We start from the raw sequence: 26405 nt of genomic DNA on the forward strand, positions 1-26405 counted from the left end.
CCGTGCGCCAGCTGGCGCGTTCAGTCCCAGCCCGAGGGGAGGGGGACGCTCCAGTTGACCGTCCAGTTCGCTCCTGACGACGACACCGTCGCACTCGCGTTCGACGGGATCCCCGGCCGGACCGTCACCGGGCCGCTGCAGCCGCCGACCGTGCCGGACTGAGAGCCACTCGTGCCGGGCCCGGAAGGCGCCCCCGACTTCACCGGCACCACCGTCACCGAGCACGGCGCAGCGCCACCCCCAGACCCGGAGCCCCCGGAACCCGCCCCACCACCGCCGCCGGATCCGCCTGCGGGCGCCGTGCCGCCGGAGCCGCCAGAAGGCGCCGGCTTCGAGCCACCAGTCGCGCCCGCGCCCGACCCTCCGCGCGACGGTGCGTTGGCAGGCGCCTTGCCCGAAGCGGTCGTACGGCCAGCCCCCGCGCTTCCAGAGGCGGATTGACCCGCCGGTGCTCCCGGAGCCGCGGCGGCTGCTTCGGCCTCGGCAGCGCGCTGAGCCTCCTCGTGGCTGTTCGCCAGCGCGGTCCGCGCTCCCGCGAGTGCTGCGACGCTGTCGGGGGTGAAGTCCTTCGACGCGGCGTCCGCCGCGCGGGCAAACTCCGCCTTGGCTTCGTCGCTCGCGGCCGGGTGCGCCTCAGCCGTCGCCGATACGGTGTCCGAGACGGCCGCCTTCGCTGCGTCGATGGCCGCCTGCAGCTTCTCCTCGAGCCGCTCGAAGGAGGAGTCCTGCGCGGAGATCCGGCGCGCGAGCTTGGTCAGCACCTGGCGGTCGGTGTCCGCTGCCGCGGCAGCCAGACGGAGCTCGGAGATCGTCTCGGCGTCCGGCGACTTCATCGTCGGCACCGCTGCGATCTCCTGCGGGTCTCGCGCGGCGTCAAGCGCTGCGACGACGGCGGACGCGGCGTCCTTCCCGACGATGCTTTCCAGCGCTCCCGTCTGAGGTGTCCACGCTTCGACGGTCTTCCCCAGGCCCGCGCGTTCGGCCGCCGCGGAGGCCGCTGCCTTCGTGGCCGTCCGATGTGCCGCAGCGTCCGATGCGAGCGCGGTGTACAGGCGCGCGTGCGCGTCGGCTTTCGCCAGCTGCACTCCGCCGAAGCTTGCCGCGCTCACGATGACGACGCCGCAGGCTGCGGCCGCGACGATCTTCGTGCGACGACTCGGCCGTGACTGCAGGATCCTGCTGATGCGCGCTGCGGGCGCGCTCTGCTCGGCAGAGGAGTCGGCTGGCTGCGGGACGTCGGTGTGCTCAGTGGTCATGGTGATCTCGCTTCCGTGGAGGCGGGGCGGCCGGTCGCCGCCCCTCCGCTTTGCCCTATGGCCCGGATGTCGGTGGGTACGAGTAATGCCCCGACCCGTGGGGGTCGGGGCATTACCTGTTCGTGGGCCTAGCCGCTCACGATCGGGACGTTGGCCGCTGCGCCGTTGCCCCCGTTGCCGGCCGCGTTGCGTCCTGCTCCGGTCGGAGGGGTGACGGGCGGGGTGGGCGGGGTGAGCCGGATCGTCTCCGACTCCACTCCGCGCTTGCCCTGCGCGATCACGTTGCCGTCGAGGTCGTAGACCACCTCGACGAAGTACACGGCATCGGCCTCGGGGCTGATCTTGTAGGAGACCGTCGGCAGCGTCACGACGACACCGTTCACGAGGCCCTCGTTCAGGCCGATCGGCCCGGCGGTCGCGAGGTGCTTGTCGGAGTCGGTGACCTCACCGATCTGCTCGTACAGGTTCGACGCGATCTGCGAGCCCGCCGGGACGGTGCCCCAGAGAGTCGCCTCGTCGGTGGCCTTGCCGTTGGACGGCTCGCTTGCCTTCGTCTGCACGAGCAGCTGCTTCACGGCCGCCCACTCGGAGCGATCCTCGCAGGATCCCCGCGTGAGCTCCTTGCCGTCGGGGCTGTACAGCGAGGTGACCCAGGTTCCCACCCCGACGTGGTCGGAGTTCATGCTGGTCTCGTACTCGCCGGGGCCGTCGATCGGCACCTGCTTGCTGGTGTAGGTGAGGGTCGAAGCGTCGCAGAGCGGCTGCGTGGGTGCGACCAGGTCGCCGTTCGCGCCGATCGTGTCGGCGAAGGTGTAGTAGCGGTTCACCAGGTAGAACCCGGACGCCTTGTCCGCGACCCCGGAGACCGTGATCGTGTCCTTGACCTTGAGGCCGAGCCCGGTCGTCGGCACCTGAGTGCCGTCGATCTCCGTGGAGATGCCGGTGGTCGTGCGAGCCTTCGTCTGGACCTTCGGCGGGCTGGTGAACGACTCGTCGGCGATGCCGAAGTCGCTGACGTACTTGTACGCCTCGCCGCCGTCGAGCCACGGGCGCACGGCCGCCGCCTGCTGCTTGCCGTCGATGGTCACGACCCAGGTGTAGTAGCCGGAGGCCTGCTCCTGGTCGTCGGCGAGCGGCTTGTCGGAGGTGATCTTGACGCTCTGGCTGGTGGGGTCAGTCGAGCTGCCGCCGACGGTGACGGTGCCGGTGCCGGCGATCCTCGCGCCCGCGGGGATCGAGGACGACTGCTCCGGCTTCTTCGTCATCGGCCCGTAGAGCGTGCCGTTCAGGGTGATCGGCGCGTAGTCGCCCTTGCTCGAGCGGGGCCACTGGTTGGTGGTGCCGTCGGCGTTCTTGCCCAGCTGCACGCGGATGTTGTCGCTCGGCCGGTCGCCGGAGACGTAGTACTTCGCGTCCGACTTCGTCACCGCCTCCGGCGAGAACACGGACGCGCGGTTGGCGGGGTCGGAGACGCTGCCGCGGGCCGAAGCCGGGCGACCGACGGAGGTCTCTCGCCCCGTCCCGCTCGCGACCCACTGGGTGCCGTCGACGGACCGGGTGAGGTTCAGCAGCGGCTTCCACCCGTCCGCTCCCGGCTTCCCCGGGGCGGTGTAGCTGAAGTTCGCCTTGATCTTGTACTGGGCGCCCGGCGACGGCGGCACGCCGATGACCGGCTTCTCGAGGGAGCTCGACCCGTTCGCCGCGAACGACCCGGAGGCGTCGCCGGTGTCCTTGAACTTGCCGTTCTCCAGGGCGACCGACCAGGTGCCGTCGGTATCACCCGTGGTCTCCAGCTTGATCTTGCCGTCGTAGTTGTTGTTCGGATCGATCTCGAACGAGCCGGTGAGGGTGCCCGGGTTGCCGTCGACCCCGTTGGAGCCGACCTGCACCGACTGCGCTTCTGCCCAGTACTGGTTCGCCAGCTCCTTCACCCGGTCAGCGAACGTGGCACCGCCGGTGTACGACGCCCAGCGGGCCATCTCGCCCACGTCGTTGGCGCCGCCGTTGTAGCCGGCGGAATGGAGCACGTTGTACTCCCACTGCGTGCTCACGACGTTCTTGATGACGATGGCCGCTGCGGCGCGCTGCGCGCGTGCTTCGGCGCCGCCGTCGGCGAGGCCGGGGTTGTGCAGCGAGTTGATGGCGTTGATCTGGGCCTGCTGCTTGTCCGTCAGCGTCACCGGTCCGCCCCACTGGTTGCCGGGGACGGTGATGTTGCGGGCGCCAGCGACGAACTCGCCCGGGTTGTAGGGGTCCGGGTTGCCGGGCTGGATGCAGTCCGCGAGGGCGCCGTCGTCACCGATGAACGTGCTGGCGAACCCGCCAGCACCGTTGTCGGTGCCCTTCGACGCTCGTGTCTCGAAGGCCTGAGCCGGCGATGCGGCGATCAGCCCGAGCACGACGATCGGTGCCGCGATCGCTACTGCGATTCGCTGAGCCCGTCGGCCCCTCAGCGGGGGCGGCTTGAGATCGGTGTGGGTCACGATTTCCTTTCCGGATGACTTGCAAGAGCGTCCGCTAGGCACCCTGCGACGACTGACGAAACAGCCGGTCGCTCGGCGTGGCAGCCGCTTGAGAGCGGACGAGGAAGACGGCGTTGGCCGTCCGCGCCCCGCGCCGGAATCGAACCGGTGCGCGCCACCCGAGGTGTGGCCGCGGGGCTGCGACGATGACGTCGCGCTGAGTCAGCTCGGGGCCTGCAGCCACTGCTGCTGCTGCGGCTGCTGCGACTGCTGCACTGGGATGGCGACCGGCTGCTGCTGCTGCCACTGCTGCTGCTGCGGCTGCTGCGCCGGCACGGCGACGGGCTGCGGCTGGGGCTGCTGGGGCTGCTGCTGGGTGGCGAGCTTCGCGCGCATCCAGTGGTCGAGCGAGTTGTAGTCGAAGACGAAGCGCGGGTCGGCGGTGTTGTACTCCGGATCGATGCCCTTGTCCTCAACGGAACGGATCACGCGCGTGTTGGCACCGTTTCCCCGTTCCACCGCCACCGTCACGAAGACCTTGTGGCCGATGAGCCGCTGGAACATCAGCGCCATCTGGCGGCCGGATTCGCTGTCGGTCCGCTCGGTGCGCGAGAACTCCTGCCCGTTCGGGTGGTAGTCGCTGGGACGGGTCTTCAGGAAGACGACGCCGCGGGTGGAGGTGACCTCACGGTCAACGCCGAGGATGGTCGCGGGGAAGCTCTTGACCTGACTCGTGTTCTGCTCGCGCTGGTCGAGAGCGGCGAACGCCTGCATCACGATGCTGCCCTCCATGCAGTAGCCGGCGATGCGCTCGGCGTGCGCCTTCACCTCCCCGTCGTTCGCGTTCGGGCCGGCGACGGTAGCCGCGGCGATGACGATCTGCTGCTGGACTGCGGGCTCGAAGGCCATAGGAGTGCTCTCTTCTCTCGGTCAGGCTGATCAGGCGACGGCGCCGACGGACTGAAACTCGGGCGTGGTCAGCTCCGACGCGAACACGCTGATCGGGTCGGGGACCGCGGAGGCGAGTGATCCGTCGGCGACGGAGAGCGCTGTGCGAGCCTTCGCAGCGGTGAGGCCGACGATGCGGGCACGCCAGTCGTCCCACTCGGCTCGCGTACCCGGCCGGGTGCCGACCTGGTTGCCGGCGTGGTCGTGAAGCGGCACCAGGATGGGTGCGGGGCGGACACGCATCGACTCTCGGGTCGCGTAGAGCACACGGCCGGTGCGCCCGTGACCCCAGTCGAAGGAGTCGCCGAAGAGGGTGCGGACGGTCTCCTCGATGACACCGGCGACGATCGCGGTCATCGAGCTGATGGAGGTGGGCGTGAGGTCAGCGCCCTGCTCGACGAGGTGCTCGACGGCGGCGTCGGTGGCACTGAACAGGTTGATCGCCATGTGCTCGCTGGCTGGGTACAGCAGGGTGTTCGAGGGCATCGGTGCTCCTTGGTCGGATCCGTTGGTGACTGTCTGCTGGTACCTATGCACCGCGTCGAGCGCGCTGCGTACTGACCCCGGCTGCGGCGCGAGCTGCGGCACGGCCGCGACGCCGGGAAGCCGGGAGTAGTCCGACGTCTCCGCCCAGACGCTGACCCGTGCAGGCCTCGACGACACGGTCAGACCGAGTTCCGGCCCCGACGGCTTCGTAGCCGCGCTCATCGCGGCGTTCTCCGTGGTGACCTTCGCCACCGGGCAGGCGTTCACCAGCGGGCACCAGCCGCAGAGGTTGCTGGGCCTGGTGTCGAACTGGTGCGTGTCAGCCGAACGGTTCAGCGCCAGGTAGGCGTTCTCGAACCTGCGCAGCGTCGCCATCACGGCGCCTTCGGAGATATCGACGGAGGCGACCTTGTCGTACCCGGGGTAGAGGAGTGCGGCGTCAACAACTGGCAGGTCGGGATGCAGCGCTCCGAAGTAGAGCCGGTAGCCACGCTGCTGGTGGGCGTAGTCGCTGTCCTGGCGGAGCGCGCGAGGCTTCTTCGCGGGGAACTTGTAGTCGCGGACGCTGAGGCCACGGCTCCCGTCCGGCAGCGTCACCCAATCCGTGCGGTCGATCTTGCCCTGGACAGGGAACGGGCCGCGCAGTCCCGGCAGGCTGAGCGTGACCTCGTTGGCGCGGCGCTCCTCGTAGTTCCAGCCGCCGACGGCGAGCTCGGTGCCGAAGACGTCGACGTCGCGCGGGTGGGGCTGGCCGGTCATCGTGAAGATGCCGAGTGTCCACGGCAGCACGATCCCCCGCCAGCGCGCCGCCAGCGTGGCGTTCGCCGCGACGAGCTCGTCCGTGACCTCCTCGCCGTTGACGACCTCCTCGGGAGCGTCGGGGAGGAGCAGGCGGCGGCGCTCAGCCAGCGCGAGGTGCCGCGGCGCCCAGGTCTCCTCTTCGATGCGCTGAACCTCCGCGCGCACGAACTCCTCGGTCCGGTCGTCCGGGTCCCGCTGGAACAGGTGCTCCAACGCTTCGTGGGCGCCAGTGCCGATGAGGAACGGCTGGAACGGGTCCGTCGACCGGGGGAGCACACTGTCCGCAGCGAACGACGCCGGGCACTTCGTCATCCCGCTGACTGCCGACGGGCTGATCTCCTTCCGGCGAATCCGCTTCAGCGCGGCCGGATCGTCGATGACGAGGGTGCGTCCGGACCACTGCGCCCCTGCCAGCGCTTGCGCGGACCTGCCGCTGTGACTGCTCATGCCTACGTCTATGCACCGTGCAGCGAGGCGAGCGAGGCGAGCGAGGCGAGCGAGGCGAGCGAGGCGAGCGAGGCGAGCTGGGAGGGCGCACGTCTCGCAACGAATGCGGTGGGAGCGGCGCGGCTAGGTGACTTAGTTCAGCCGTAGCTCTCAGCAGAGGGCACGAGAGGCATCGCCTGTTGGATGAACCCTGCCTGGGAAAAAAGAAGTGGCCCCGCAAAGCGCGGGGCCACTTGCTTTCTACCAGTAGTTCGTGCAGAGGATCGGTAGGACATCCCCTCGGCCCTGATCCCATCGGCACCAGATGCTCGGATTTGTCTTTTTCGCGTAGGAGACGGTGGCGGCAGTAGTGCCGTTCGTGATCGAACCGTTGACTCGAAGGCCGACTCGCTGAGTCAGGGCGGATGCTTTCGCATAAACCACGATTTTGGTGCTGACGTCAGTTCTGCCAGACACCCAGCTTCCCTTCGGCGCATTTCCATCCCAGAGGACACTCGATGCGGCTGATGCTTGAAGAGGTGCGCCTAGTGCCATGAAAAGCGCAAGGCCCGTTGCCGCGAGAGTCATCCCACCGTGGCGCGCGGTCTTTCTTGATTTCGCAGTGCGGGTCATTCGAGCAGATCCTCAACGGATTCGAACGGCGGGATCTTGACTGTCTCGCTCGTTGCCGAGCGAGCATTGGCATCCGACTCTTCCGTCAGTGTCAGCGGCTTGTTCTCGCTTTCGGACGGATCTCCCGAGAAGAGCTGCGGGGCCACTTCATCGAGCTTCGCTGGCGCCGCGAAGCCTTCGGGTACGAAGTAGAGCCGGGACTCAGCGGTGGCGGTAGCTGACTGGAGGCTGAGCGCCTGCTTCTCGAACACCTCGGGAGTCGCGCAAGCCATGCTTGCCCACTGCTCGCTGCCCGGAAGCAGGGTCACGAGGCACGCTTCCCCCTTCAGGTTGAGGACCGTCCAGGCCTTCGTGCCGTCTGTGACTCCGAGGAGTCGAGAGGACCCGTTATCGAAGTCGCCGATCTTCTGCTCACCCTTGAGCAGGAAGGATGGAAGCCGATCCTCCGGTGCCTGCGCTTCGGAGAAGACCGGACTGATGCTCTCTGCTTCTGCGGTGGCAAGGACGTCGCCCGAGCTTTCCGCATGTGCCGACAGCGACGGTGATCCCTGGGCCACCGCCAATGCGCCAAGGGCCAGTGCTGCGGCACCGGCCAATCCCCATGCCGTCTTCTTGCTTGCGATTCGTATCGCCATGTGCGGTGCCCCCTTCGGCAGCCTGTGAACGTCATCAGCATCCTGGCGCCCGCGCTATGCGGACAAGTCGACGCTTCTGGGGACGTGAGTTGTACCCCGAAAAACAAGCTTGACTTCGGTCGCGAAAACTCGCTAGCTTCCGGATCAAGTTTCCGAAGGGGGAAATATGTCCACTAATCAGCAGAGCCACTTCCGGCTCGGTCGCCGTAGCCTCATGGGTGCTGTCATGACCATTGCGGTCGCTTGGGCGGCCTTCGGCGCCACGAGTGCGGACGCAGCCGCCTTCACGTGGTTCAACGGGTCCTCGAAGGCAGAGACCTGGCAAAGCAAGGGCCTTTACGCGGCCACCTACAGCAAGCACACGACCACGACTTGGAGCGACGACGGCGCCATCGCCGTGCAGTCAATTCCGAACCTCGGCACAGCTTCCGGACCGAGCACCGTCACTTCAACATTCTCGAAGCGGCAGGGCACCTTCAAATGCAAGTGGAGCTGGTACGGGCACACCGGTAATGGGCCGCTGAAGTGCACGTTCGCCTAGCGGCGTCAGATGCTGTAGTTTTGCCGGGGACTGAAGGGTTGTGGCGATGAGTGATCGCGATGAGGGCCGTCCCTACGGCGACGATGCCTTTGCCCCGCGCAAACATGGGTGGCTGTGGCGCACTGTCAGCATTGCCAGCAGGTCGGTGACAGCGGTCCTAGCTGGCTTGTCGGGGCGTCAGTGGCCTCGTCAGCTGCCGTTGGACGACAAGCCAGACAGGCGCGACTACCGGCCCTGAGACCCGTTATGGCCGCCCAGCGGACCGCTTCAAGGTGATGAGGCATCGTCAGCTGTCGAGTAACTGTAACTCGTGGCGGGCGTTCGAGACCGTGAGGCCCAGCGAAGTCCCCAGCACACGCGCTCAGCGCACGGCCCGTGGAAGCGCGTCGCCTGGAGCCGTTCGGCGCGTGTGCTGGGTTTCCTCCTAGGGAGCCTCGACGAAGCGAATCTGGCGGCTTCCCCTGCCAGCTCAGGGCTGGGGAGGCATAACACCGACTGTCTCGCGCTGGTGCGATAGTCCTTGGGATCGACAGTCGCGCCCCAGTCGTTCCCTCGTGTTGGATCACTGCGGGAGCAGCGCGTCAATCGAGGCCCACAGCGCCAGCAGCACGTAGACGGACACGGCCGAGCAGAGCACCCACTCGCGCTTCGAGCCGGCGTTGCCGAGCACCGGGAGGGCGAGGTACCCGTTCTTCTTCCAGATCGCGTCCGGGACGAAAGCAGGGCCCGAGATCCTGAACGGCCAGGCCAGCGGCAGGCCTCCAGTGGTCAGAATGTCGCCAGCGAGGTGCGTGCACCAACCGACGGCGACGACGGCCGGCAGGTGCACGAGGAAGCCCGGCCAGGACAGGCAGACGGCGGCCGCGGTCCCTGCGCCGATGATCCACGCGGCCGGCCAGCGGCGGATGAGTCGCAGCACCCTCAGTGCGAACGCCATCGACCCGCAGATCACCGCCGCGCACGCCCACCACGACGGGGTAAACCGAGCCGGTTCGATCCAGCCACCGTCGGCGAGCCACAGCGCGGCTCCGACCACCGCCGCCGCGACGAGCGGCGCGTGCGTGCCGTGGCGGTGTCCGCCAGACGCTGCGCCGACGAGGCCGGTGCCGATCTTCGACAGCGCACCAGCGGAGTGTGCGGCGGTTGCCTGCGGGTGGTTCAGGTCCGGTCCGAGGGCCGCGCCGGCGGCGAGCACTGCGCCGAGAGCAGCGACGCCGGGGGAGACGTCGAGAACGCCGAGCGTCGGGACGACGGTGGCGGGCGCGGTCATCGCGAGCCAGACGGCGGCGCCGGTGATCGCGTGGTGGCCGCCCATCATCGTGCGGGCTCCTCCCTCGAGAGCACCAGAGGGGTCGGTGTGTGAATGTGCATCGTGCTCCTTCGATGGGTGGGTCAGTCGAACCGGACTCGCGGATCGATGACGATCTGGGGTGTTGCCGGCGGCGCGAACAGTTCCGTGAGCACCGGTGCGGGAAGGGGCCTCGGCACAGCGGCCGGTGCGTGCGGCGCCGGAGCGATCGACGTCGGCGCGGGCGGCGAACCGGCTGGGTCCGGGCGTGCCCCCGACACCAGCTCTGCAACCGCGGCCGACGGTTCCGCGCAGACCACCTGGATGCCCGCTCGGGCGCCGGCGTCGTTGAGGAGCACCGACGTAGGCACGCCCGGCAACCAGTCGGCGCTGATGCGGCAGTGCACGACGACTGCGCGCTCCGTGCGTGGTCGTGCCCTCAGGAACGCGGTGAGCTCCGCCACGACGTCGGCTCCGGCCACGACAGCAGCAACCTCGACGCGCGCGCCCTCGACGCTCATCAGGACGCCGTCGAGGCCTTCCGCCGCGAGGGCCGCGCTCGACGACGCAGCGACGAGCGCGGATGGTACGGATTCGCCATCACCACCAGAAGCGGCGGCGGGCTCGTGCTCGCTGACGTCCATCGACGCCTCGAGCGGCGCAGCAATCGGCGCGGGCTCCTGCTCGGCCCCGAAGTCGAGCCCGAGGGTGCCGAGGTCGCCGAGGTCGACTACTGGCTCCGCGACGGGGCTGGGCGCTTCCGAGGCGTCGTCGAGGCGCTGCCCGAAGACGGGGACCACAGACTCGTCGGCGCTCCGCTCCGCCTCCGAGAGGTCGAGGCGCTCGTGGTTAGCGAGCGGTGCGCGCACCGCGCTCACTCGGTCGACGATGTCGCGGAAGTGGTCAGTCTGGCTGCCGCCGCCCCACCACGTCTGCACGGCGAAGGGCGCCTCCGCCGTCGACTCGAAGATGCCCCGGCCGCGCGGGACGGTCTGGCCGAGAAGGCCCATCGCCGCCTGGGGGTCGCTGAACGCGCTGGTCAGGTCACCGAAGCTCATCTTGCCCATCGCCAGGCGCGAGAACTGCGACTTGATCGTCTTACCGCCTGGGATCCGTTCGAGCAGGTCCGCGGTGAGCTTCTGGCCGGCTGCGACGACGACAGCGCCGGTCGCGCGGCCTTCCCGCACGATCCGGCCGAGCCCGGCGGCGATGAGCGCCTTGCACTCGTTGATCCGGCAGGCCTCTGCGTACTCGCGCAACGCGATGGCGTCGGCGCCCTCCGGCGGCTTGCGGGCTGCCTCGGGGATCACGAGTGACGTGAGCTCGTCGAGGAAGAGCACCGCCATCCGCGGCCGGGCGTCCGCCGGAAGATCCCGGATGTTCGAGACGCCGTGGGCTGCGTTCAGATCCTTCCGCTCTTCGATCAGCAGCACGAAGTGCTTCAGCAGCGCAGCGGTCTGCTCGTAGGTGGTCGCGCGTGCTCGAAGCCACGGGTCGAGGGGTGCGAAGTCGTTGAAGCCCTTGATCGGATCCCCGGCGTACAGGTCCCAGTCGTTCATGATCATCGGGGCGGCGATCGCCGTCATCGCGATGCCCTTGCCGGAGCCGTTCTGGCCGAGGACGAGCAGGTGGGAATCCAGGTCGAGGTCCCACACGCAGCTGCGTCCATCGACTCGGGTGGCGAAGGGCACGCGACGATAGTCCTCGCCCGCCTCTTCCCACCGGAAGGGCGCGGGACTCGGCATCGGGTCGGTCTCCGATGCGAGCACCACGAACTCGGACGGCAGGCTGCCCGGATGGATCTCGAGGAACGCGTTCCCGGTCGCCGTGCGCAGCTTGTCGACCGCTTTCGGTTCTTGGAAGGCCGCGAGCCCCATCTGCGCCGGGATCTGGAACTCCATGCGCGTGACCGCGTCGTTCGACTCGAGCTGTTCGACACGAAGCAGCGTCGGGGAGCTGCCGTCGAAGGGTGAGTCCAGCTTCGCGGCGGTGAACGCGTCCTCGAGGTCCGCGACGGTGCACGACTGCTGAGCAGATCGGCTCACGAAGCGCAGCCCCTCCGTCTTCGGGTGCGCTCCGACGAAGACGTCGCAGCCGACGTCGCTCGGCGACACGATGAACCACGACGGGCTCTCCAGCGCGACACGCATCTTCGGAAGGGCGCGCTTCACCGCATCGAGGGTCACGCCGCCGAACAGGCGCAGCGACACCTTCCAGATCGACCCCGGACCGCCCGGCCTCGTCATGCACTGCGCTGCCGCGACCTCGGGGCGCGGAAGCTTCGCCGCGTCGAAACCGTCGTTCAGGGAACGGGCGAGTGCCCACTTCGCCGCGAGCTTCGAGGCGCTGCTCGGGATCTCCGCGGGGTTCTTCGGTACCGGCTTCTCCGACCACAGCACGGTGAACGCCTGAGGGTTCCGCCCGCCCGGCACGACGCCGTCGGGCCAGCCCACCACCGTGCAGAACGGCGCCGACGCCAACGTCGTCGGCAGGTTCTCCGCGATCGTCGGCGACATGTACAGGCCGATCTTGTCGCCCTGCGCGGTCAGGTGCGGCGCCGCATGGATCACGGCGTCGCCGCTCGGCAGCACGAGGGTCGCGTCCTGCTTCGCGTCCCACTGAGGTACCGGGATGCTGCGCTCGGTGGTCTTGAAGATGTCCCGCCAGCGGCGCTTCCAGCGCAACTCCCACGACAGCCGCTCGAGCCGCTCCCGCATCCCCGGCTCGGCGAACGTCGCCGCCTCAAGGTCGAGCACGCCGAACAGCACCCGTCCCACCGGCGCGGCTCCGTCCGGCGGCAACGGGACTGCGTCGGTCGCGAGGCCGTCCGCGATCCCGGACGCCGCGAGCTCAAGCCCGTCGGCACCCGCGAAGCGCGCCTCCCACACCGCGACCTCGCTCGCCTCGGTCGTCGCCAGAACGAGCGAGGCGAGTGTCGGCACGGCCGCCCCTTGACCGGCCGCCGCTCGGACGGCAGCGGCGGCGGTGACTTCCACCCAGGCGCCGAGCAGCCGCGTGTTCGTGGATGCCTCCGATGGCGACGGCGCGTCGGGTCCGACCGTCAGCGCGCGGAACTGCGTCGGGTGCTGCGCGCCGCTCTCGCTCGGCTGCGGCAGGAGGGTCACGCGCGACCCGGCGGCGATGAAGGGAGCCACCTTCGGGCCGAGCGCCATCGCACCGGCGGCGCCGAGCGTCGCGGGTGCTTCGAGGACGTCCTCGACAGCGCCGTCGCCGAGCGTCACGTGGTCGATCAGGCGAACATCGAGCTTCAGGGCACGCCAGCGCGCCTGCCACTCGGCTCGTGCCGCGGCGCGGGCGACCATCGTAGCGTGCACCGCAGGCCTATAGGCGCTGTGCACGACGGTCGCAGCGACCACGACCCCCATCCCTGCAGCCGCGAGCTCGGCGGGGACGATCAGCCAGGTCAGCTGGAATGCGCGCAGCGCCACGTAGCAGCCGAACGCTGCGGCGACTCCGCCGGCGAGAGCGCCCAGCAGCACAGGTCGCCGTCGTGGTTCGCCCTCACCCCACGCGGACAGGAGCGAGCCGACAGTGACCGCCGGAACCACCTCGTCGACGTACGACGTCGCCCGGACCGCGTGGTCGAAGCCGACGACGACGACGTACACAGCCGCAGCATTCACCCACCACAGGTGCACTGGGAGGCTGTCCACAGGCAACGTCGCGGCGATCACCGAGCCGCCCGCCGCGGCGAGAGCCGACATGCGCGTGGTGCCCGCGATCGTCGCCGCCCAGCCGAACAGCTGCGCGACCATCGGCAACTGACGGAGGCGGTCGCGCTGCTGCGCGGACGGGACGTCGAACGGCAGCCACGTCGACGCCGGCCACATCATGCGCCGCAGCACCTTCCAGCGGCGGAAGCGCAGCGCCTTACGCTCCTCCGTTCCGGCCGGCGTCGGCCGCCCATCCGGACCCTTCGCACCGGTGTACGTCGGGCTGACGGCGAAGCTTGCCGCGGTCATGCAGGCGACCCAGAGCGCGACCAGTCCTGGGTACCGCAGCCAACACAGGATCAGGGTGACGACGATGCCGGCGGCGAACGCGACACCCGCAGTGCTCCGCGCCGCGACGGCCTGCTTCGCGGGAGGCATCAGCGGCCCTCGACGATCAGCAGCGGCACCAGCGCTGAGACCACGAACGGATCGGCCGGCCGCGCCGTCGTCCGCAGGAGACGGCGGAGTCCCTGCTCGCTGAGTGCGCGAGCTTCCTTCGGGCGGTAGGCCCACAGGCGAAGCGACCGCGGCGTCGTGCTCGAGGGCCAGATCACGAGCGCGGAGCCTCGGACCCGTCCCCGAGTACCTGCCGCGTCGAGATGCGCCTGGATCGCCTTCGCCGCCATCGGCAAGGTGCGCTTGTCGCCCGGGGCGAAACGCGCAATGCCTGCGCCGCCGAGCCGCCACGTGTTCCCGAAGACGGTCATGTAGAAGCCCGGCCGCCACACCTTGGTGTCCAGGAGCCACACGTCGGCACCGGAGACGACGACGTGGTCGAGGTTCGCGCGGGCGCCGGGGATGCGCAGATCGTGCAGGACCGTTGGACCGTTCTCGGCGGCCGCCACGCGGTCGAGGAGCGCGGCGGTGCGCCGCTCGCCGGCGGCGCCGACCTGGTTTGCGCTCGAGGACCCGAACACCGCGTGCGCGCTATCCAGGCTCCCCGCCGCGGTGCCGTACGTGTGTCCGCGCATCAGAGCACCCCGAAGGCGACCAGGACGCCAAGGACCGCAGCGACGCCGACGGTGAGGATCGTGTAGAGACCAGCGGAGCCCGACCAGAACGAGTCGATGCGCTGCTTCTCGCGGGCAGCGCGCTGCCTCAGCTGGTCCGGGCGGTCGTTGTTCTCGCTCATACCAGGCACCCTGCGACGACCACAGGAACGGGCTAGCGACCGGTGGGAAGAGCCGATGTCCGCAACCCGCTAGACCCTCTAGCGAAACGGCCTACGCTGCTGAGGATGGCCCCGCGAAACGACCCACTCGACCCCGGTACGGCGGATTTCGACGTCGACGCGTTCCTCGAGGGCTTCGTCGGCGGTCTGGCGGGCCCCGACGACCTCAGACCAGACGCGTAGCCGGCGTCCGCACCCGGTCGCACGCGAGATCTCGCGGACTCGCACGGGCGCGATGGGGCGCGCTACTTTCCGTCGGTGACGGCGAACACGGACTGCGAGTCGGCCTGGTGGCGCTTTCGATGCTCGCTCAAGCGCGGACACCCAGGCCTGCATCGTCACCTCGGCGGCCGGATGCGCGCCGAGTGGAACGACGCCGAAGCGCGCCTCGGCTTCCCGCGCCGAACTCACGACGGCAGTTGAGCTCCCGCGGCCGCAGCGCCTGCCTGCCAGTGAGCACGCCGCGGGCGTCTACAGCAGCAGGCGATCCGGGTCGGCCGCGACCCCAGCAGCACCTTCCCGGTCGTCCTGCCTAGCGCGACCGTCGAGCGTCGCCGCAAGCCGCGGCACGCCGGCAGAGAACCCTCCTTCGCGAAGCAGCTGGTCCGCGAACGCAGGGCGCCGGCCGTCACGCAACCAGCGCGGCGTGCTGCGCAGGGCCCGGGCGTTCTCAATCACCGCAAGCGGAGCGAACGGGTCGGACGGCGCAAACGGGACGGACGCGGGTTCCAGCAGGCCTGCTTCCTCCCACCAGGCGTCGTCGCCGAGCGCCGGGTTCCCCGTCGGACGGACCGCCGTCAGCGACGTCAGCCGGTCAAGATCGACGGCGCCGGCACCCGGGAAGAAGTCATCCCACCGCGCGACCGCCATGCGCGCACGCACCGGATCGTGTTCCGGCCCACGGAACTCCAACGTCGCGTCCCGCACCGCCTTCCGGACGCCCCGCTCGAGCCCTGCGAGCGAGTGGCCGGTCGTGTTGAGCCGACGTCCGACCACGAACAGCACGACGAGACCGGACTCGCTCGTCGGGTGCTGGGAAAGCAGCGCCGCCCAGTTACGTGCCTTCCGCCGGAATGACTCGGAGTAGTTCACCGTCATCTCCACGGCGATGCGCAGGCCGTCCGGGCGAACTACCGTCATGTCGGCCTGCATGTGCTCGCGGTTCGCCGGTACCCCTCGGCCGTCGAGCGCCGTCAGCAGCCGCACGTTCGAGCAGCTGTCTCCGAGCACGGTGCTGACCGGCGCGAACTCCGCGAGGCGAAGCGCGAGCTCGGCGGTGAGGACGTTGTGGCGGTCGTACTGGTGCACGACGTCGATGTCGCGTCCCCCCGTCAAGCTGACCCGCTCAGCAGACGTCAGCATCCCACCGAGGCGTCGAAGCGCCTTCCGGTCTCGCCCCGGACGCCACAGCGCTGCGCGGTCCAGCAGCATGCGCGACGACAGCATCGGGTGCACGGTGAGGCCGCACTCGACAAGGTCCAGGGCGAACAGCTCCGACAGCGCCCGGCGCACCCCGGCGATCGGGATGCAGGTGCACGCTGCGAGCTGCTCAGTCGTCATCGTGCACCACTGCATCAGCGCGCCCAGAACGTCCAGGCGCCGACCCCACCACATCGATTGCGTCCGCAGGTCGACCGTCCCAGGGTCGCGGGTCAACATCGCCGGAACCCGCCCAACCAGGCCCCGTGCCCGCTTGCGCGCGAGCGTCGCCCTCGAGTCCCAGGCCGCAGTCGACGAGACCGTGAACAGGCCGTCGAACACCGGGTCAATTCGCTGCTCGGTCCGCCACAGCGACTGCGGCGTCCGGCTCGGCGCGCACGCGAACGGTGCCGCGCTCGGCTGAGCCTGCAGGAGCGCGGTCACTGGTCGAAGCCCTGCAGGCGAGCGAAGCCGTCTGCGTCCAAGGCGAACGCAGCCTCGGCGGCCACCCGAGTGGTGAAGGTCGGCTGGCGCGCGTTGTCGAGCATCGTCGTCACCGCCGCCTCGAAACGGCCCAGCATCGCAAGGTCCGTCGCCGACCAGTCGGAGCCGTCCAACTCGAACTGGGCCGCCATGTTGCCGGCGATGCGCGGGTCGCCCTGCGCGAACGAGCCGACCGTCCCGAACCCCAGCAGCGTCTGCCGGACACGGTCGACGAGCTGCTCAGCGAACTGCGTCGCGAACGACGCGCGCACCCCGAACGCACGAGCGTCGTTGCGGAACCAGGCGATCGTGTCCGGGTCCGCGCCAGCGAGGTGCTTGACCTCATCCGCGTAGATCGACACCGCTTGCTCGGTCCGGAACCAGCCCGCGCACACCCGCTCGATCTCGACCCGCAGCGTGTGCAGCATCATCGCAGCCAGCGCGTCCCGGAGTTCCGTGTTCAACACTGCCTGCGCGTCCTCCGCTCCCGTCTCGCCTTCCTCCGGCCGCAGGCCGCCGAAATCGATGACCACGGCAGCCTTCTGGGTGAGGATCTGCTCCCACGGGATGCGCACCGGACGCGACCACCAGTGCTCTGCAAGCATCAGCGAGTCGGTCTTGCTGCGCGGCGCGCTCGACAGGTCGATGCGCTTCGCCTCACTGAGCTCGAACATCGGCTGCAGCACCTGGAACGCCTCTTCGACATCAGCTCCGTAGCCGCCGTTGATCGCGGCCTGCTGCAGTGCCTGGAACAGCGCTACCGCCATGTGGGAGCCGCGGTTGCTGAGCAGGACATCCGCGTACCAGATCGGCGAACGCCCGGGCTCGAGACCCGGAACCTGCGCGACGAGAGCCGGGCACTCGGAGATCGCGAACCCCGCGGTGAAGACGCGCTGCAGGGTCATCTGCGACTGGAACGCGATCGCCTGCTCGCCGAACACGCTCTTGAAGATCGCAGCCAAGTCGCGGCCACGCTGCGCCGCCGACCCGACGCGGGGGAGCATCTCGATGCCGTACTGGCTCGTCGGGTCGCCGACACGGATCACCACGAACTTGTCGCCGCCGAACTTCGACAGCCGGGCCGCGGCCGTCGCCGCTTCGCCGTCCATCTTCGTGTCGAACCAGATCATCGCGTTCCCGCCGGCAGGCCCGGAACAGCGCGCTCGGTTGAATGCGTCGTACCCCCACAGCGTGAGCAGGAACAGTGTCTTGCCGCTGCCCGGCCCACCCGACATGAAGCAGCCCGAGTACCGGTCCCGTTCGCTGAGATAGACCGCCTCGCCGTCGCTGACACCCAGCATCGGCCCGACACGTTCTCGGAGCGCCGGCGGAGCGACGCGCAGCTTCGACTGCCCCGCACCTGAAGCGGCACCAGCGTGCGGGGCGGCCAGCGCAATCGCCTGCAACGGCCCAATCACGAACGCGGTCCGGCTCACCGGGTAGTCCCCGCCGTGCTCCGGCACTCGAGCGACCGTCCCATCCTGCGCGACCATCTGGTGCGAGCCGTGCGGAGCCCTCGGAACCAGCCCGACGCGCAGCAGCGGCGCCGGGAAGCGGGTGCGCCGGATCCGGCGAGCTCGGTACGCGCCAGCGATCGGCACGACGCCGACAGCAGCGCCGAGCGCGATCGCGAAGAACAGTGCCGCGAGCACCGCCGCCGGCAGCGCCGCAGTCGCGAGGAACGGGACGGTGCTCGCTGCCCAACCGGCGACTCCCGCGAGAGCGCCCAAGCTCGACAGGACCGCAGCTGCGCGGCGCCCGTTCTCACCCCGAACCCGCACCGGGTAGTCCCAGCCGGGCATCGCCAGAACCGCCTGCCGGGCGGCGTTCTCGGCGGAGTCGAAGTCGCCCGCGCCGGCCGTCACGGTCGCGACGACAGCGGCAGGGTCGAGGGAGTGATGCGTCTGCGCTCGCGAGTGCATCCACCGCTGGTGGAAGCGCCGCTCCGTCCAGGCGTACGGCTTCCGGACCGTGATCGCCACCCACTCGTCATCTCGCAGCGTCGTCGCCATCGCCTGGGCAACCACCCGCACGTCGCCACCAGCCTGCGTCGCTGCGCCGGGCACGCTGTGCACGTCGTAGTCGACCCGGGCGATCGACCGAGTCGACGACAGATCCGGCAGGTCCGTCTCGTCGGACCGCGCCGACACCGACTGCGCGAACTGGAACGCGGCGTTCGCCCCTCGAGGCCCGTTCGGGACGATGACCAGGTGATGCAGCTGACCGTCACGACGCAGCGCGAGGAACGTCGTCCCCGACGGAACGTTCGACATCGCGCTGCGTGAGCGCTGCAGCACCGCCTGCAGCATCGACTGGTCGAGAGCACCTGAACGAGTGAGTGCGAAAGCGCGGGGAGCCATACCCAGCACCCTGCGACGACTCCGAGCCGCCGCTGCGTCAGCGACGCGGAGGCAGGTGTGTGCGCAGTGCAGCGATCGAGTCGGGATCCCAAGGCATCAGGTGCGCGGCGAGCGAACCCCAACGGCTCAAGCGCTGCAGCAGCCACTCATCGATGGTCGCGCCGTCGGCTCGGGTGATGTACTCCAAGTACACGGCGGTCAGGATCTGCAGGCGCGCTACCTCCACTTCCGAGGGCTGCTGCGTGCCCACGGCGAGCTCGGCAACACGATCAAGCGGCGCGTCGACTGCTGCGGCGATCGCCTCGTCGCAGACCCAGCGGTGCCGCAGCAGCAGCTGCCACATCATGGGTGTTGATGCTGGCACCAGACCTGGCTCGTCCTCGAGGTCCCAGCGGTCAGGCACCGGCAGCGGAAGCCGGTATAGCTCGGCCGGGTCGAAAAACGGCGGCAGCTCGTCGACCAGACGCTGAAGGACGAGCGGTGCGGCACCTGCGCCACGGTCGCGAATAGCGTCGACGAGAACGACGCCGCTCACCGATTCCGTCAGCCAGCGCTCCGTCTGGTACCCGATCGCCAACCATCCGCGAACGGCGTTGCTCAGCACCAGCCATGGGCCCCGCGCGCAGCGCGGAAGTGCAAGGCCCCTATCGAGGACTGCGTCAGTGGTTTGCCTCGAGATCCGGCCGACATCCGCGAGCAGATCGCGGCTCACCGACTGCCGCAGCAGGTCGAGATCAGGGTCGCCCCAGTTGGCCGGTATTTTTCCCCAGCTCACCGCTGCAGCCAACGTAACCCCCAACCCGCCCGGCGTCCTTCGCCGGCCATTTCCGACGGTACCGTTCAGTGCCGTGACACCAGCAGCCGCCGGAGCGATCGGGGGAAAACACATTAACGAGCGCCGGTATCCCGGCTCGATCATCGGCCGCGTCGGGCGCGCCGACAAGCCGATCGGCGCCAGACGCCGCGCCCTAGCGCTTCCCACCTCCCCACGGTTCCCCTCATTCTTCGGATGGGGAGCCGCTCAGCCAGGTGCTCAGTCGCCGCCCTGGACCAGGCATCGGCGCGCTGCGCGCGTGTCGTTCCGCTGCGCTCCACGACGGCCGTCTCGCTGGGCTCGCCGGCCAGGCACGGCCCCGCACCGGTGGTGGGTTCCGTGCGCGGGCGACGCTTCGCTCGTGACGCCCGCTGCGTGACGTGACATTCAGGCTGCAGCCCTCCGGCTTCGTCCCGCACCCCGGAGACGCGTGAGCCGCCTCCGGGGGCCTGGTTCACCTTCGTGTGTGGGGACGCCGCGCGCAGCGCCCCGCTGACTTCGGTGACCTGTCTCGGTGAGGTGACCCCGGGCTGTGCGTTCAGGTACTGGTGACGACGACGGTGACGGTGCTGACTTCGGTGACGCTGCATCGCGCGCGGCGCGTGACGCGTCGGAACGAGACGGCTGGCTTCCACAAGGCGGCGTGCGGTGACGAAACTGGTGCGGCGAGCAGGCGCGTGACGTTGCGCGACGGAGGCGTGACGTGGCGTGGTGTCCGAGTCGTGGCGTGACGGTACGAGATGGTGCAAGACGTGGCCGCCGCGGCGGGCGCGGAGCGCCCCGCACTTCGGACCCGATCTGGTTTCTTTGGCTCTTCTTCTCTTGGTATGGGCGCGCGGGTGACGGGCCGCGATCGCGGGGCCGGTGCGCCGCTACCGCGGCGGTTCATCGCCGGGGCGGTGCCGGCGACGTCAGTGCGAGGGGTCCTCGCGGACGCGGTCGATCGTCATCTCGGCGGGGAGGAGGTCGGGGTTGCCGACTTCGAGGTCGAAGGCGCTTGCGAAAGCGTCGGCGAACGTTTCCTGCGATCCGTCCAGGCGATGCTGCACGGGTCCCCAGGGCTGTACCGGGAGCTCCTGGTTGATGAGGTGGATTGCGACGGCTGCTGCTTCTGGAAGGGCGTCGCAGTACCCCTCCATGAGGACCGACCAGGTGTCGTGCTCGACCGCACGTCCTTCGACCTGGAAGTGCCAGGCTTCGGCGTCCTCGGGGTCCCAGGTGGGGTCGTCGGCGACGTCCGGCTGTTCGGCTGCTAGGTCCGGGACGTGCCGGTAGTTCACTCGAACGCTCACTCGTGGCGCTTCGTAGTCGCTGTCGTCGAAGTCGACCGTGAGCGCCAGGTCGCCGTTGTCGTCTTGGTCGGTGTTGAGCTGTGCCATGAAGGACCTCCGTCGTGATCCTAGGGTCGCTGACAGTGCCGCGTCGGATCCGCGGCGGCAGGATTCAGAGCCGAGCGTGATCGCGGCGTTGCTGCGCTACTCAGCGCAGGTCAGATGTGGCGGGTGTCGTCGGCGGTACGGGCGAGACGATTGGGTCGGCGACGTAGGCGAGGAAGCTGCGTCCGAGCGGAGAGACCCCATGCTTGGACGTTGTCGAGTGGCTAGCCGGCCGGCCTTGAGCCGCGGCGTCGAGGATGTGCTTCATCTCGCCGACGGGGTCTTGCAGATCTTGTATGAGCCCGAGGCGAAGGAGTCGCTTGGTGCGCTCCGATCGGATGAGGTCCTCGGATTCGGCCCAGGCTTCGGGGACTGTTGAGATCAGACCGTAGGCGAGGACGTCATCTGCGATCTCGGCAAGGAGTACTACGTCGCCGGCCTGGACCCGGTCGAGGGCTTCGTCGAAGCGGCCAGGGTCGTCGACGCCGATCGTGCGATTGAGAAGAGCGTTGCGGAGCAGGGTGCGCTTGTCGTCGGAGTCGCTTTCGAGGAGCTGCCGGATGATGCGCTGCAGCGAGGCTTGGAAGGGCTCGGATTCTGCGAGGGCTTCGTCGAAGACGACCAGACCTGAATCTTGCAGACGGGTCAGGTCGTCGCGCAGTTCGACGAGGATGCGTGCTTGACGTCGCTGAACAGCTGAGCCGAGGATGCGGTTGGTGAGAACGGCGGTTGGACCGCCGACGATCGGCACGAGTGAGATGGCTGCTTCGAGCACGGCGCCGCCGATGTCCTCGATCTGGTCTTTCCGATCATCGCGCACAGATCGATCGTACGAGACGCCCTAGGAGGTATCGAAAGGGCGATACGATCCGGCTGCGAGCTGGAACGGCCCGTCTGAGTAGGAACGGCCCGTCTGGGTAGAAACGGTGGGGTAGTGCTCTTCGATCACGACGGCCTGACGCTTCTTGGGCGGTTGGTCTGGCTGAGTCAACCGACGCCGCTTCCGGTGCGACTGGTACAGCAACATGATCCCAACGTGTTGGTCGCACCGCTCCTCACGGGAGGCTTCGTGCTTATCGCGTCGCTCATCGCCGTTGCATCGCTGTACTACAGCGATACAAGGAAGATGCGGCGCGAAGACCAGCGGCAGTGGGATGCGGAGCTGCGAGGCAACTACGTTCGGATAATCGAGTCGCTGGAACCGCTACAAAAGACGTTAGCCCTACTGCCGGCATCGGCCGGAGAGGCAGATCTGGTGCCGGTGCGCGAAGGACTATGGGAGGCCATTGCGATCCTTCGGCAGACGCGCCTCGTCCTCGACATCACTGCCAATCGCGGAGTGGTCGAGGCGGTGGACAAGCTTCAGCAGAAGCTAGCCTCAATGTGGATCAGCGCGAAGACCGAGTCCGACGCCCTTGAGCCGACGAGGAGCTGGGGCGCGCACCATCACTTGGAGCTGAATTCGCTCATGTCCGGTCTTCGTAGGGCCGTTCGCGCTGAGTTGCGGGTGGACAGGAAAGGGCGACAGAGTAGAGCTGCTGCAATGCTTGCCGTATCGCCCAGAAGCCGAGACCTTTAGCCCGGGTCAGGACTCAAGTCACTGACCGCTTCATCCGTCGGCGTCGAGGTCCCACTGCCGGTTCCGGTATCGGTCGAGGATCGACTGCAAGGACGCGCGAGTGGGAAGCGCGCCGGTCCGGTGGTGTTCGGCGACGACGGCGAGTGCGACCTTGGTGAAGGTCCTCGGGTAGACGGTGTGCTCGGAGGTGACCAGGAGCGCGTTCGGGAACTTCCGCTGCCAGGCGGCGCGCTGCTTCTGCTGTCCGCAGGAGAGCAGCCACAGCAGCTGCAGTCCTTCGACCGGCTCGTCGATGTCGTCGGGTGTGAAGACGAAGGCGCCGTCGAGATAGGCGTGGTCCGGCCAGCCGTGGGATTGGAGGAGCACGGCGTCGTTGGAGCGGAGACGGTCGAGGAGGTCGTCGCGGGTGCTGACGTGTTGTGGACGTCGGAGGTGTTCGGGGAGGTCCGCGAACTCGGGGCGGAGCGCTGCGCGGTCGACGTCAGCGACTCGGGGCGTGGCGTGCATGTCGAGGTAGGTCAGCGACGTCGCGTCAGGCATGCGGCTGACCGTAGCGCACCGGGCAGGCGCGGCTCAGTCCTGCGCGGCGACGGCGTCGTACGCGAGGGGCAGGAGATCGGCGACGGAGACGGTGACGAGCTCGCCGCGGTCGGTGACGACGACGCGGACGTTCGGGTGGTAGTCGGAGAGGATTTGACGATCGCGGCCGCAGGGGTTCAGCACGCCGCGGCCCCGGTCCCCGACAGCGACGATGTGCGTGATCTCCGTGGCTCCGTGAGCGCGCGCGGCGCCGAGGGCAACCAGCTCTGCGCAGGGGCCGCCAAGGAAGTGATACAGGTTCACGCCGACATGCACGGACCCGTCGGCTGGGCGGACTACCGCGGCGACCGTGTGCACGTTGGCTTCGTCACCTGGTGATGGTGGCGCGGGCAGCGTCGATCAGCGCCTCGTCCGCAGCGGTGAGCGGGAGCGCGGACGGAAGGCGGTGCTGCGTCATGCGAAGAGCGTACGCGCCGGCTGCGCCGACCTCCTGCTGCGTCTGCCCGGGAGGTCCCCGGTGCATAGGAGGAAGCAGACGGACGCGCGATGAAGGAGCAGACGGATGGCACACCAGACGGACGCCGCCGAGCAGGACGACTATAGCCGCGCCCTGGCGCCACTGACCGGCGGTGACGCAGTCGCGACCCGTGATCAGGCCCGCGAGGCGCGCGCGGCGCTGACCCGCGCGTCGACGGACCTTGCGCGGCAGCAGGCGGAGGCTCGTGCGGATCTCGAGCGGCAGCGTGCGGAGCTGGAGGAGCGGTTCGCGCAGCAGCGTGCTGAGCTCGAAGCGATGGCGGCGCCGCTGAAGGAGCAGCTGGCGAAGCTCACCGAGGTGTTGTGGAGCGTCGACTTGTACTTGGGCCGCGACGAGACGTTGCGGCTCGTGCGCGAGGGGCAGCCGGCGCCGCGGGAGACCCCGATCGTCGTGCGTCAGCGGGTGCTGGTGATGGCGGAAGAGTCGCTGCTGCACATGGGCAGGGGCGCCACCGGGATGACCTCTGACCACGTGCCTGAGTTCGTGGAGTGGCTGCTCGAAGACGACGAGCACCTGGACCGTGTGCTGCCGGAGCGGAAAGGCGTCGTCGTCCTGCGGCCGACGAAGGCGAAGGCGCGCACTGGGAACGTGTTCGAGAACATGGCCCGCGACGAGGCGAACGAGCGGTCGTACTGGCTGATCCGCAACGGCGACCGCGTGTACCTGCTCACCGTCGACCCCGAGCTGCGCGTCGGTGAGCGTCTGCTTCCGCGGCGTGACGAGTTCACGTCCGTGTTCGAGCGGGGCCTGTTCGGATTCGGCCGCCGCGACGGTGAGCCGGTGGTTCCCGGCAGCGACGAGTGGATGGCGATGGAGCGTGCCGCTGACCAGAAGCGCCGCCACTTCATGCGGGTGCTGCTGGTGCTGCAGGGCCTTCTCGACCGGACGCCGGCGCTGCTGCCGCTGCCCGAGGGAGGGGCGAGCTTCCTGCGACTCCGCGATCAGGACGACGGCCGCATCGTGCTGCTGAATGACGCGGACGACGCACGCCTGCTGGGGACGGGAGCAGAACGGTTCCGCGACTACCAGCGGAGGCTGAACGCGCAGCTCCGACCGGGGATGCGGATCATCGCCGACTTCCGGGCCGACGGGTTCCGCCGGCTCCGGCAGGACTGGCACCGCAACCACCCGCGGATCAGCCCAACGTCGGTGTACGAGTTCCCCGCTCACGACGTTCCGCACCTGATCGAGGGGCGCCGGGACGGGGGCCTGCTGATCAGGTTCGCGAGGACGGAGAAGGTCGAGCGGCGAAACGTCCCTGTACCCGGCCGCCCCGGCTACGTGTACCGGTCCGCGCTGGTCGAGCCGACCCGGCGCGCATCGTGCCTGGTGTTCCCGGAGGACTCGTGGGTGCTGCCGTTCGACCTGGTCCAGGTCCACGAGCTGGAGGCGTTCCTGGCATCCCGCGACGAACGGTCTGAGTCGTTCTTGTCGATGGTGCCAACGGTGCGCGCGGCGATCGCAGCGAAGCGGGCGGAGGCCGCTGAGGAGGCCCCGTTCCGCGAGCTTCTGCGGCAGGAGCTGATCCGCGCCGGCGCCGCCGAGGCGGACGTCGACCGGACGATGGACGAGCTGGTGCACTGGTGGAAGACGTCGAACCTGTGGTGCCGTCCGCTGAACGGCGACCGGGAGCATGAAGCACGCGCGGGGTCGGCGATCCTGGACGAGTTCACGCGCCGGCAACGTGCGGCGGCGGACGACCGCACCGATGCGATGGTCGCCGCGGGGCGAGCCCTGCCCGGCACGATCGCGGTCGCTCGGGACCGGCAGGGCCGGTGGAAGGCGTACGCGCCGGCACCGGACACGCCGGGTTCGGAAGCGATGGACGAGCACGTGCTCCTGGACGTGACGACGCTCCGCCGCGACGGCACGGCGGGTCGGACGGAGCGCGGTGTGGTGCTGTCGCAGCGGGCCGTGTCGTCGCTGGTGGTCGCGTGGCACGACGACGTCTGGCTGCGGTGGCGGTTCACCGTGCGCCGTGCCGACGTGCTCGACGGGGACGAGCGCGCAGCTCTGGCGGAAGCGATGCGTGGCGAGGCGACCGGGCCGGTGCTTGCGGTGGTGGAGTACTACGACGAGAAGCAGCCGGAGGTGGGGCGCCGGATGGCGGTGTACTTCTGGGATGGCGCGACCCCTGAGGATTCGCCCGTGCTGCCTCAGCTCGGACCGCTTGATCGTCCCTCCGGCTTCTGGGGTGCTCGACGAATTCCTGAGGCGCCGGTCCGGATGGTTGAACGTCTCGTCGTGCGCGACCGCGACGGGGTCCGCCTCGCGCCGATCGACGGTCGGCCAGTCAACTCGGAGTCGTTCGGGCACTACAGCGCGCACACCCGGTGGGGACGTGTGCCGTGGTGGCCGCGGACCGAGCGCCAGTACGGCGACGCTCGGGCGCGGCTGGTGTGGGCGGACGAAGACCTGCTGGACCGGACCGCTGTCTGGGCGGCCCGTTGCCGCGCGCTCGCGCAGCAGCACCTGGACGAGGCGGCGGCGGACCGCCGGGTGAACGCGCGGATCGCGGCTGCGCTCGAGGCCGGCGTCGTCGCTCGCCTCGAGGCGGCGGCACAGCAGCGGTTCGATGAGGACTTCCCGGGCGCAGGCGACTTGTGGCCGGAGCACCTCCGCACCCTGCAGCTCCACAGCCCCGTGCACCAGTCGGTCCTCGGTGACGTCGTGGAGCTCTGGCGGGGTGCCGGGCGGTCACCGTGGGGGCGGACGCTGGGGGAGATGATCGACTTCGCCGCGGAGCGGAAGGTGGTTCGCGAGGACACCGTGCGCGCGCTGCAGGAGCATCGTGATGTCGTCGTCGAGTCCGAGACGGTCGGGGCGGAGTGCTGAGCACGAATGCGGGCGGCTGTGGGCGCTGATGCAGCGCTTGCTACGATCCGCGTGCGGCCGATCGGTCCGCACGCACGGCG

At 69.3% G+C, this 26405-nt stretch carries 19 protein-coding genes; 3 read left to right on the plus strand and 16 right to left on the minus strand.

Annotation, left to right across the window (positions count from 1 at the left end; genetic code table 11):
• Positions 1-20: 20 nt before the first annotated feature.
• The 5 genes from PIJ49_RS02120 to PIJ49_RS02140 all read right to left on the minus strand — a co-directional run bounded on the left by PIJ49_RS02120 (position 21) and on the right by PIJ49_RS02140 (position 7647).
• Positions 21-1256 carry a hypothetical protein gene (locus PIJ49_RS02120; protein ID WP_271825500.1) on the minus strand — a complete coding sequence of 412 codons (1236 nt, stop codon included), beginning with the start codon at positions 1254-1256 and terminating at the stop codon, positions 21-23.
• Positions 1257-1384: 128 nt separating this feature from the next.
• On the minus strand, positions 1385-3739 hold the full coding sequence (locus tag PIJ49_RS02125) for a hypothetical protein (RefSeq protein ID WP_271825502.1): 2355 nt from the start codon (positions 3737-3739) through the stop codon (positions 1385-1387).
• Positions 3740-3940: 201 nt separating this feature from the next.
• On the minus strand, positions 3941-4627 hold the full coding sequence (locus PIJ49_RS02130) for a hypothetical protein (protein WP_271825504.1): 687 nt from the start codon (positions 4625-4627) through the stop codon (positions 3941-3943).
• Between the two features lie 30 nt (positions 4628-4657).
• On the minus strand, positions 4658-6400 hold the full coding sequence (locus tag PIJ49_RS02135; protein WP_271825506.1) for a RecB family exonuclease: 1743 nt from the start codon (positions 6398-6400) through the stop codon (positions 4658-4660).
• Between the two features lie 608 nt (positions 6401-7008).
• Positions 7009-7647, minus strand: a complete 639-nt coding sequence (locus PIJ49_RS02140) for a hypothetical protein (RefSeq protein ID WP_271825508.1) — start codon at positions 7645-7647, stop codon at positions 7009-7011.
• Between the two features lie 226 nt (positions 7648-7873).
• Here PIJ49_RS02140 and PIJ49_RS02145 point away from each other — a divergent pair, with 226 nt between their 5' ends.
• Positions 7874-8188 carry a hypothetical protein gene (locus tag PIJ49_RS02145; RefSeq protein ID WP_271825510.1) on the plus strand — a complete coding sequence of 105 codons (315 nt, stop codon included), beginning with the start codon at positions 7874-7876 and terminating at the stop codon, positions 8186-8188.
• Positions 8189-8750: 562 nt separating this feature from the next.
• On the opposite strand, the gene PIJ49_RS02150 is transcribed toward PIJ49_RS02145, so the two are convergent.
• The 9 genes from PIJ49_RS02150 to PIJ49_RS02190 all read right to left on the minus strand — a co-directional run bounded on the left by PIJ49_RS02150 (position 8751) and on the right by PIJ49_RS02190 (position 21653).
• Positions 8751-9506 (minus strand): metal-dependent hydrolase, encoded by a 756-nt coding sequence (locus PIJ49_RS02150; RefSeq protein ID WP_271825513.1) that lies wholly within the window; start codon positions 9504-9506, stop codon positions 8751-8753.
• 74 nt (positions 9507-9580) lie between these two features.
• Positions 9581-13588, minus strand: coding sequence for a hypothetical protein (locus PIJ49_RS02155; RefSeq protein ID WP_271825514.1), 4008 nt, complete (start codon positions 13586-13588; stop codon positions 9581-9583).
• Complete coding sequence (locus tag PIJ49_RS02160) at positions 13588-14181, minus strand: nuclease-related domain-containing protein (protein WP_271825515.1); 594 nt, start codon at positions 14179-14181, stop codon at positions 13588-13590. Before PIJ49_RS02160 ends, PIJ49_RS02155 begins: the two co-directional genes overlap by 1 nt.
• Complete coding sequence (locus tag PIJ49_RS02165; RefSeq protein ID WP_271825516.1) at positions 14181-14342, minus strand: hypothetical protein; 162 nt, start codon at positions 14340-14342, stop codon at positions 14181-14183. The genes PIJ49_RS02160 and PIJ49_RS02165 overlap by 1 nt, the downstream gene beginning before the upstream one ends.
• A gap of 510 nt (positions 14343-14852) precedes the next feature.
• Complete coding sequence (locus PIJ49_RS02170) at positions 14853-16244, minus strand: hypothetical protein (protein ID WP_271825517.1); 1392 nt, start codon at positions 16242-16244, stop codon at positions 14853-14855.
• The gene (locus PIJ49_RS02175) at positions 16241-18148 is read right to left on the minus strand and encodes a type IV secretory system conjugative DNA transfer family protein (RefSeq protein WP_271825519.1); all 1908 of its coding nucleotides are present in this window, start codon (positions 18146-18148) and stop codon (positions 16241-16243) included. The genes PIJ49_RS02170 and PIJ49_RS02175 overlap by 4 nt, the downstream gene beginning before the upstream one ends.
• A 532-nt stretch (positions 18149-18680) precedes the next feature.
• Positions 18681-19418, minus strand: coding sequence for a hypothetical protein (locus PIJ49_RS02180; RefSeq protein ID WP_271825521.1), 738 nt, complete (start codon positions 19416-19418; stop codon positions 18681-18683).
• A gap of 950 nt (positions 19419-20368) precedes the next feature.
• Positions 20369-20836, minus strand: a complete 468-nt coding sequence (locus PIJ49_RS02185; protein WP_271825523.1) for a hypothetical protein — start codon at positions 20834-20836, stop codon at positions 20369-20371.
• 100 nt (positions 20837-20936) lie between these two features.
• Positions 20937-21653, minus strand: coding sequence for a hypothetical protein (locus PIJ49_RS02190; RefSeq protein ID WP_271825525.1), 717 nt, complete (start codon positions 21651-21653; stop codon positions 20937-20939).
• 114 nt (positions 21654-21767) lie between these two features.
• Between PIJ49_RS02190 and PIJ49_RS02195 the strand changes: the two genes are divergently transcribed.
• Entirely contained in the window at positions 21768-22412 is a 645-nt protein-coding gene (locus tag PIJ49_RS02195; RefSeq protein ID WP_271825527.1) for a hypothetical protein, read from the plus strand.
• Between the two features lie 30 nt (positions 22413-22442).
• On the opposite strand, the gene PIJ49_RS02200 is transcribed toward PIJ49_RS02195, so the two are convergent.
• Both PIJ49_RS02200 and PIJ49_RS02205 read right to left on the minus strand, forming a co-directional pair.
• Positions 22443-22952, minus strand: a complete 510-nt coding sequence (locus PIJ49_RS02200; RefSeq protein ID WP_271825529.1) for a hypothetical protein — start codon at positions 22950-22952, stop codon at positions 22443-22445.
• A gap of 33 nt (positions 22953-22985) precedes the next feature.
• Positions 22986-23309, minus strand: a complete 324-nt coding sequence (locus tag PIJ49_RS02205) for a cytidine deaminase family protein (protein ID WP_271825531.1) — start codon at positions 23307-23309, stop codon at positions 22986-22988.
• 205 nt (positions 23310-23514) lie between these two features.
• On the opposite strand from PIJ49_RS02205, the gene PIJ49_RS02210 reads away from it, so the two are divergent.
• A complete protein-coding gene (locus PIJ49_RS02210; protein WP_271825533.1) occupies positions 23515-26325 on the plus strand; it encodes a PspA/IM30 family protein in 2811 nt (936 codons plus the stop codon).
• The last annotated feature ends 80 nt before the right edge of the window (positions 26326-26405 follow it).

The sequence above is a fragment of the Curtobacterium uvaldense genome (genome assembly GCF_028307415.1).
Taxonomy (GTDB): domain Bacteria; phylum Actinomycetota; class Actinomycetes; order Actinomycetales; family Microbacteriaceae; genus Curtobacterium.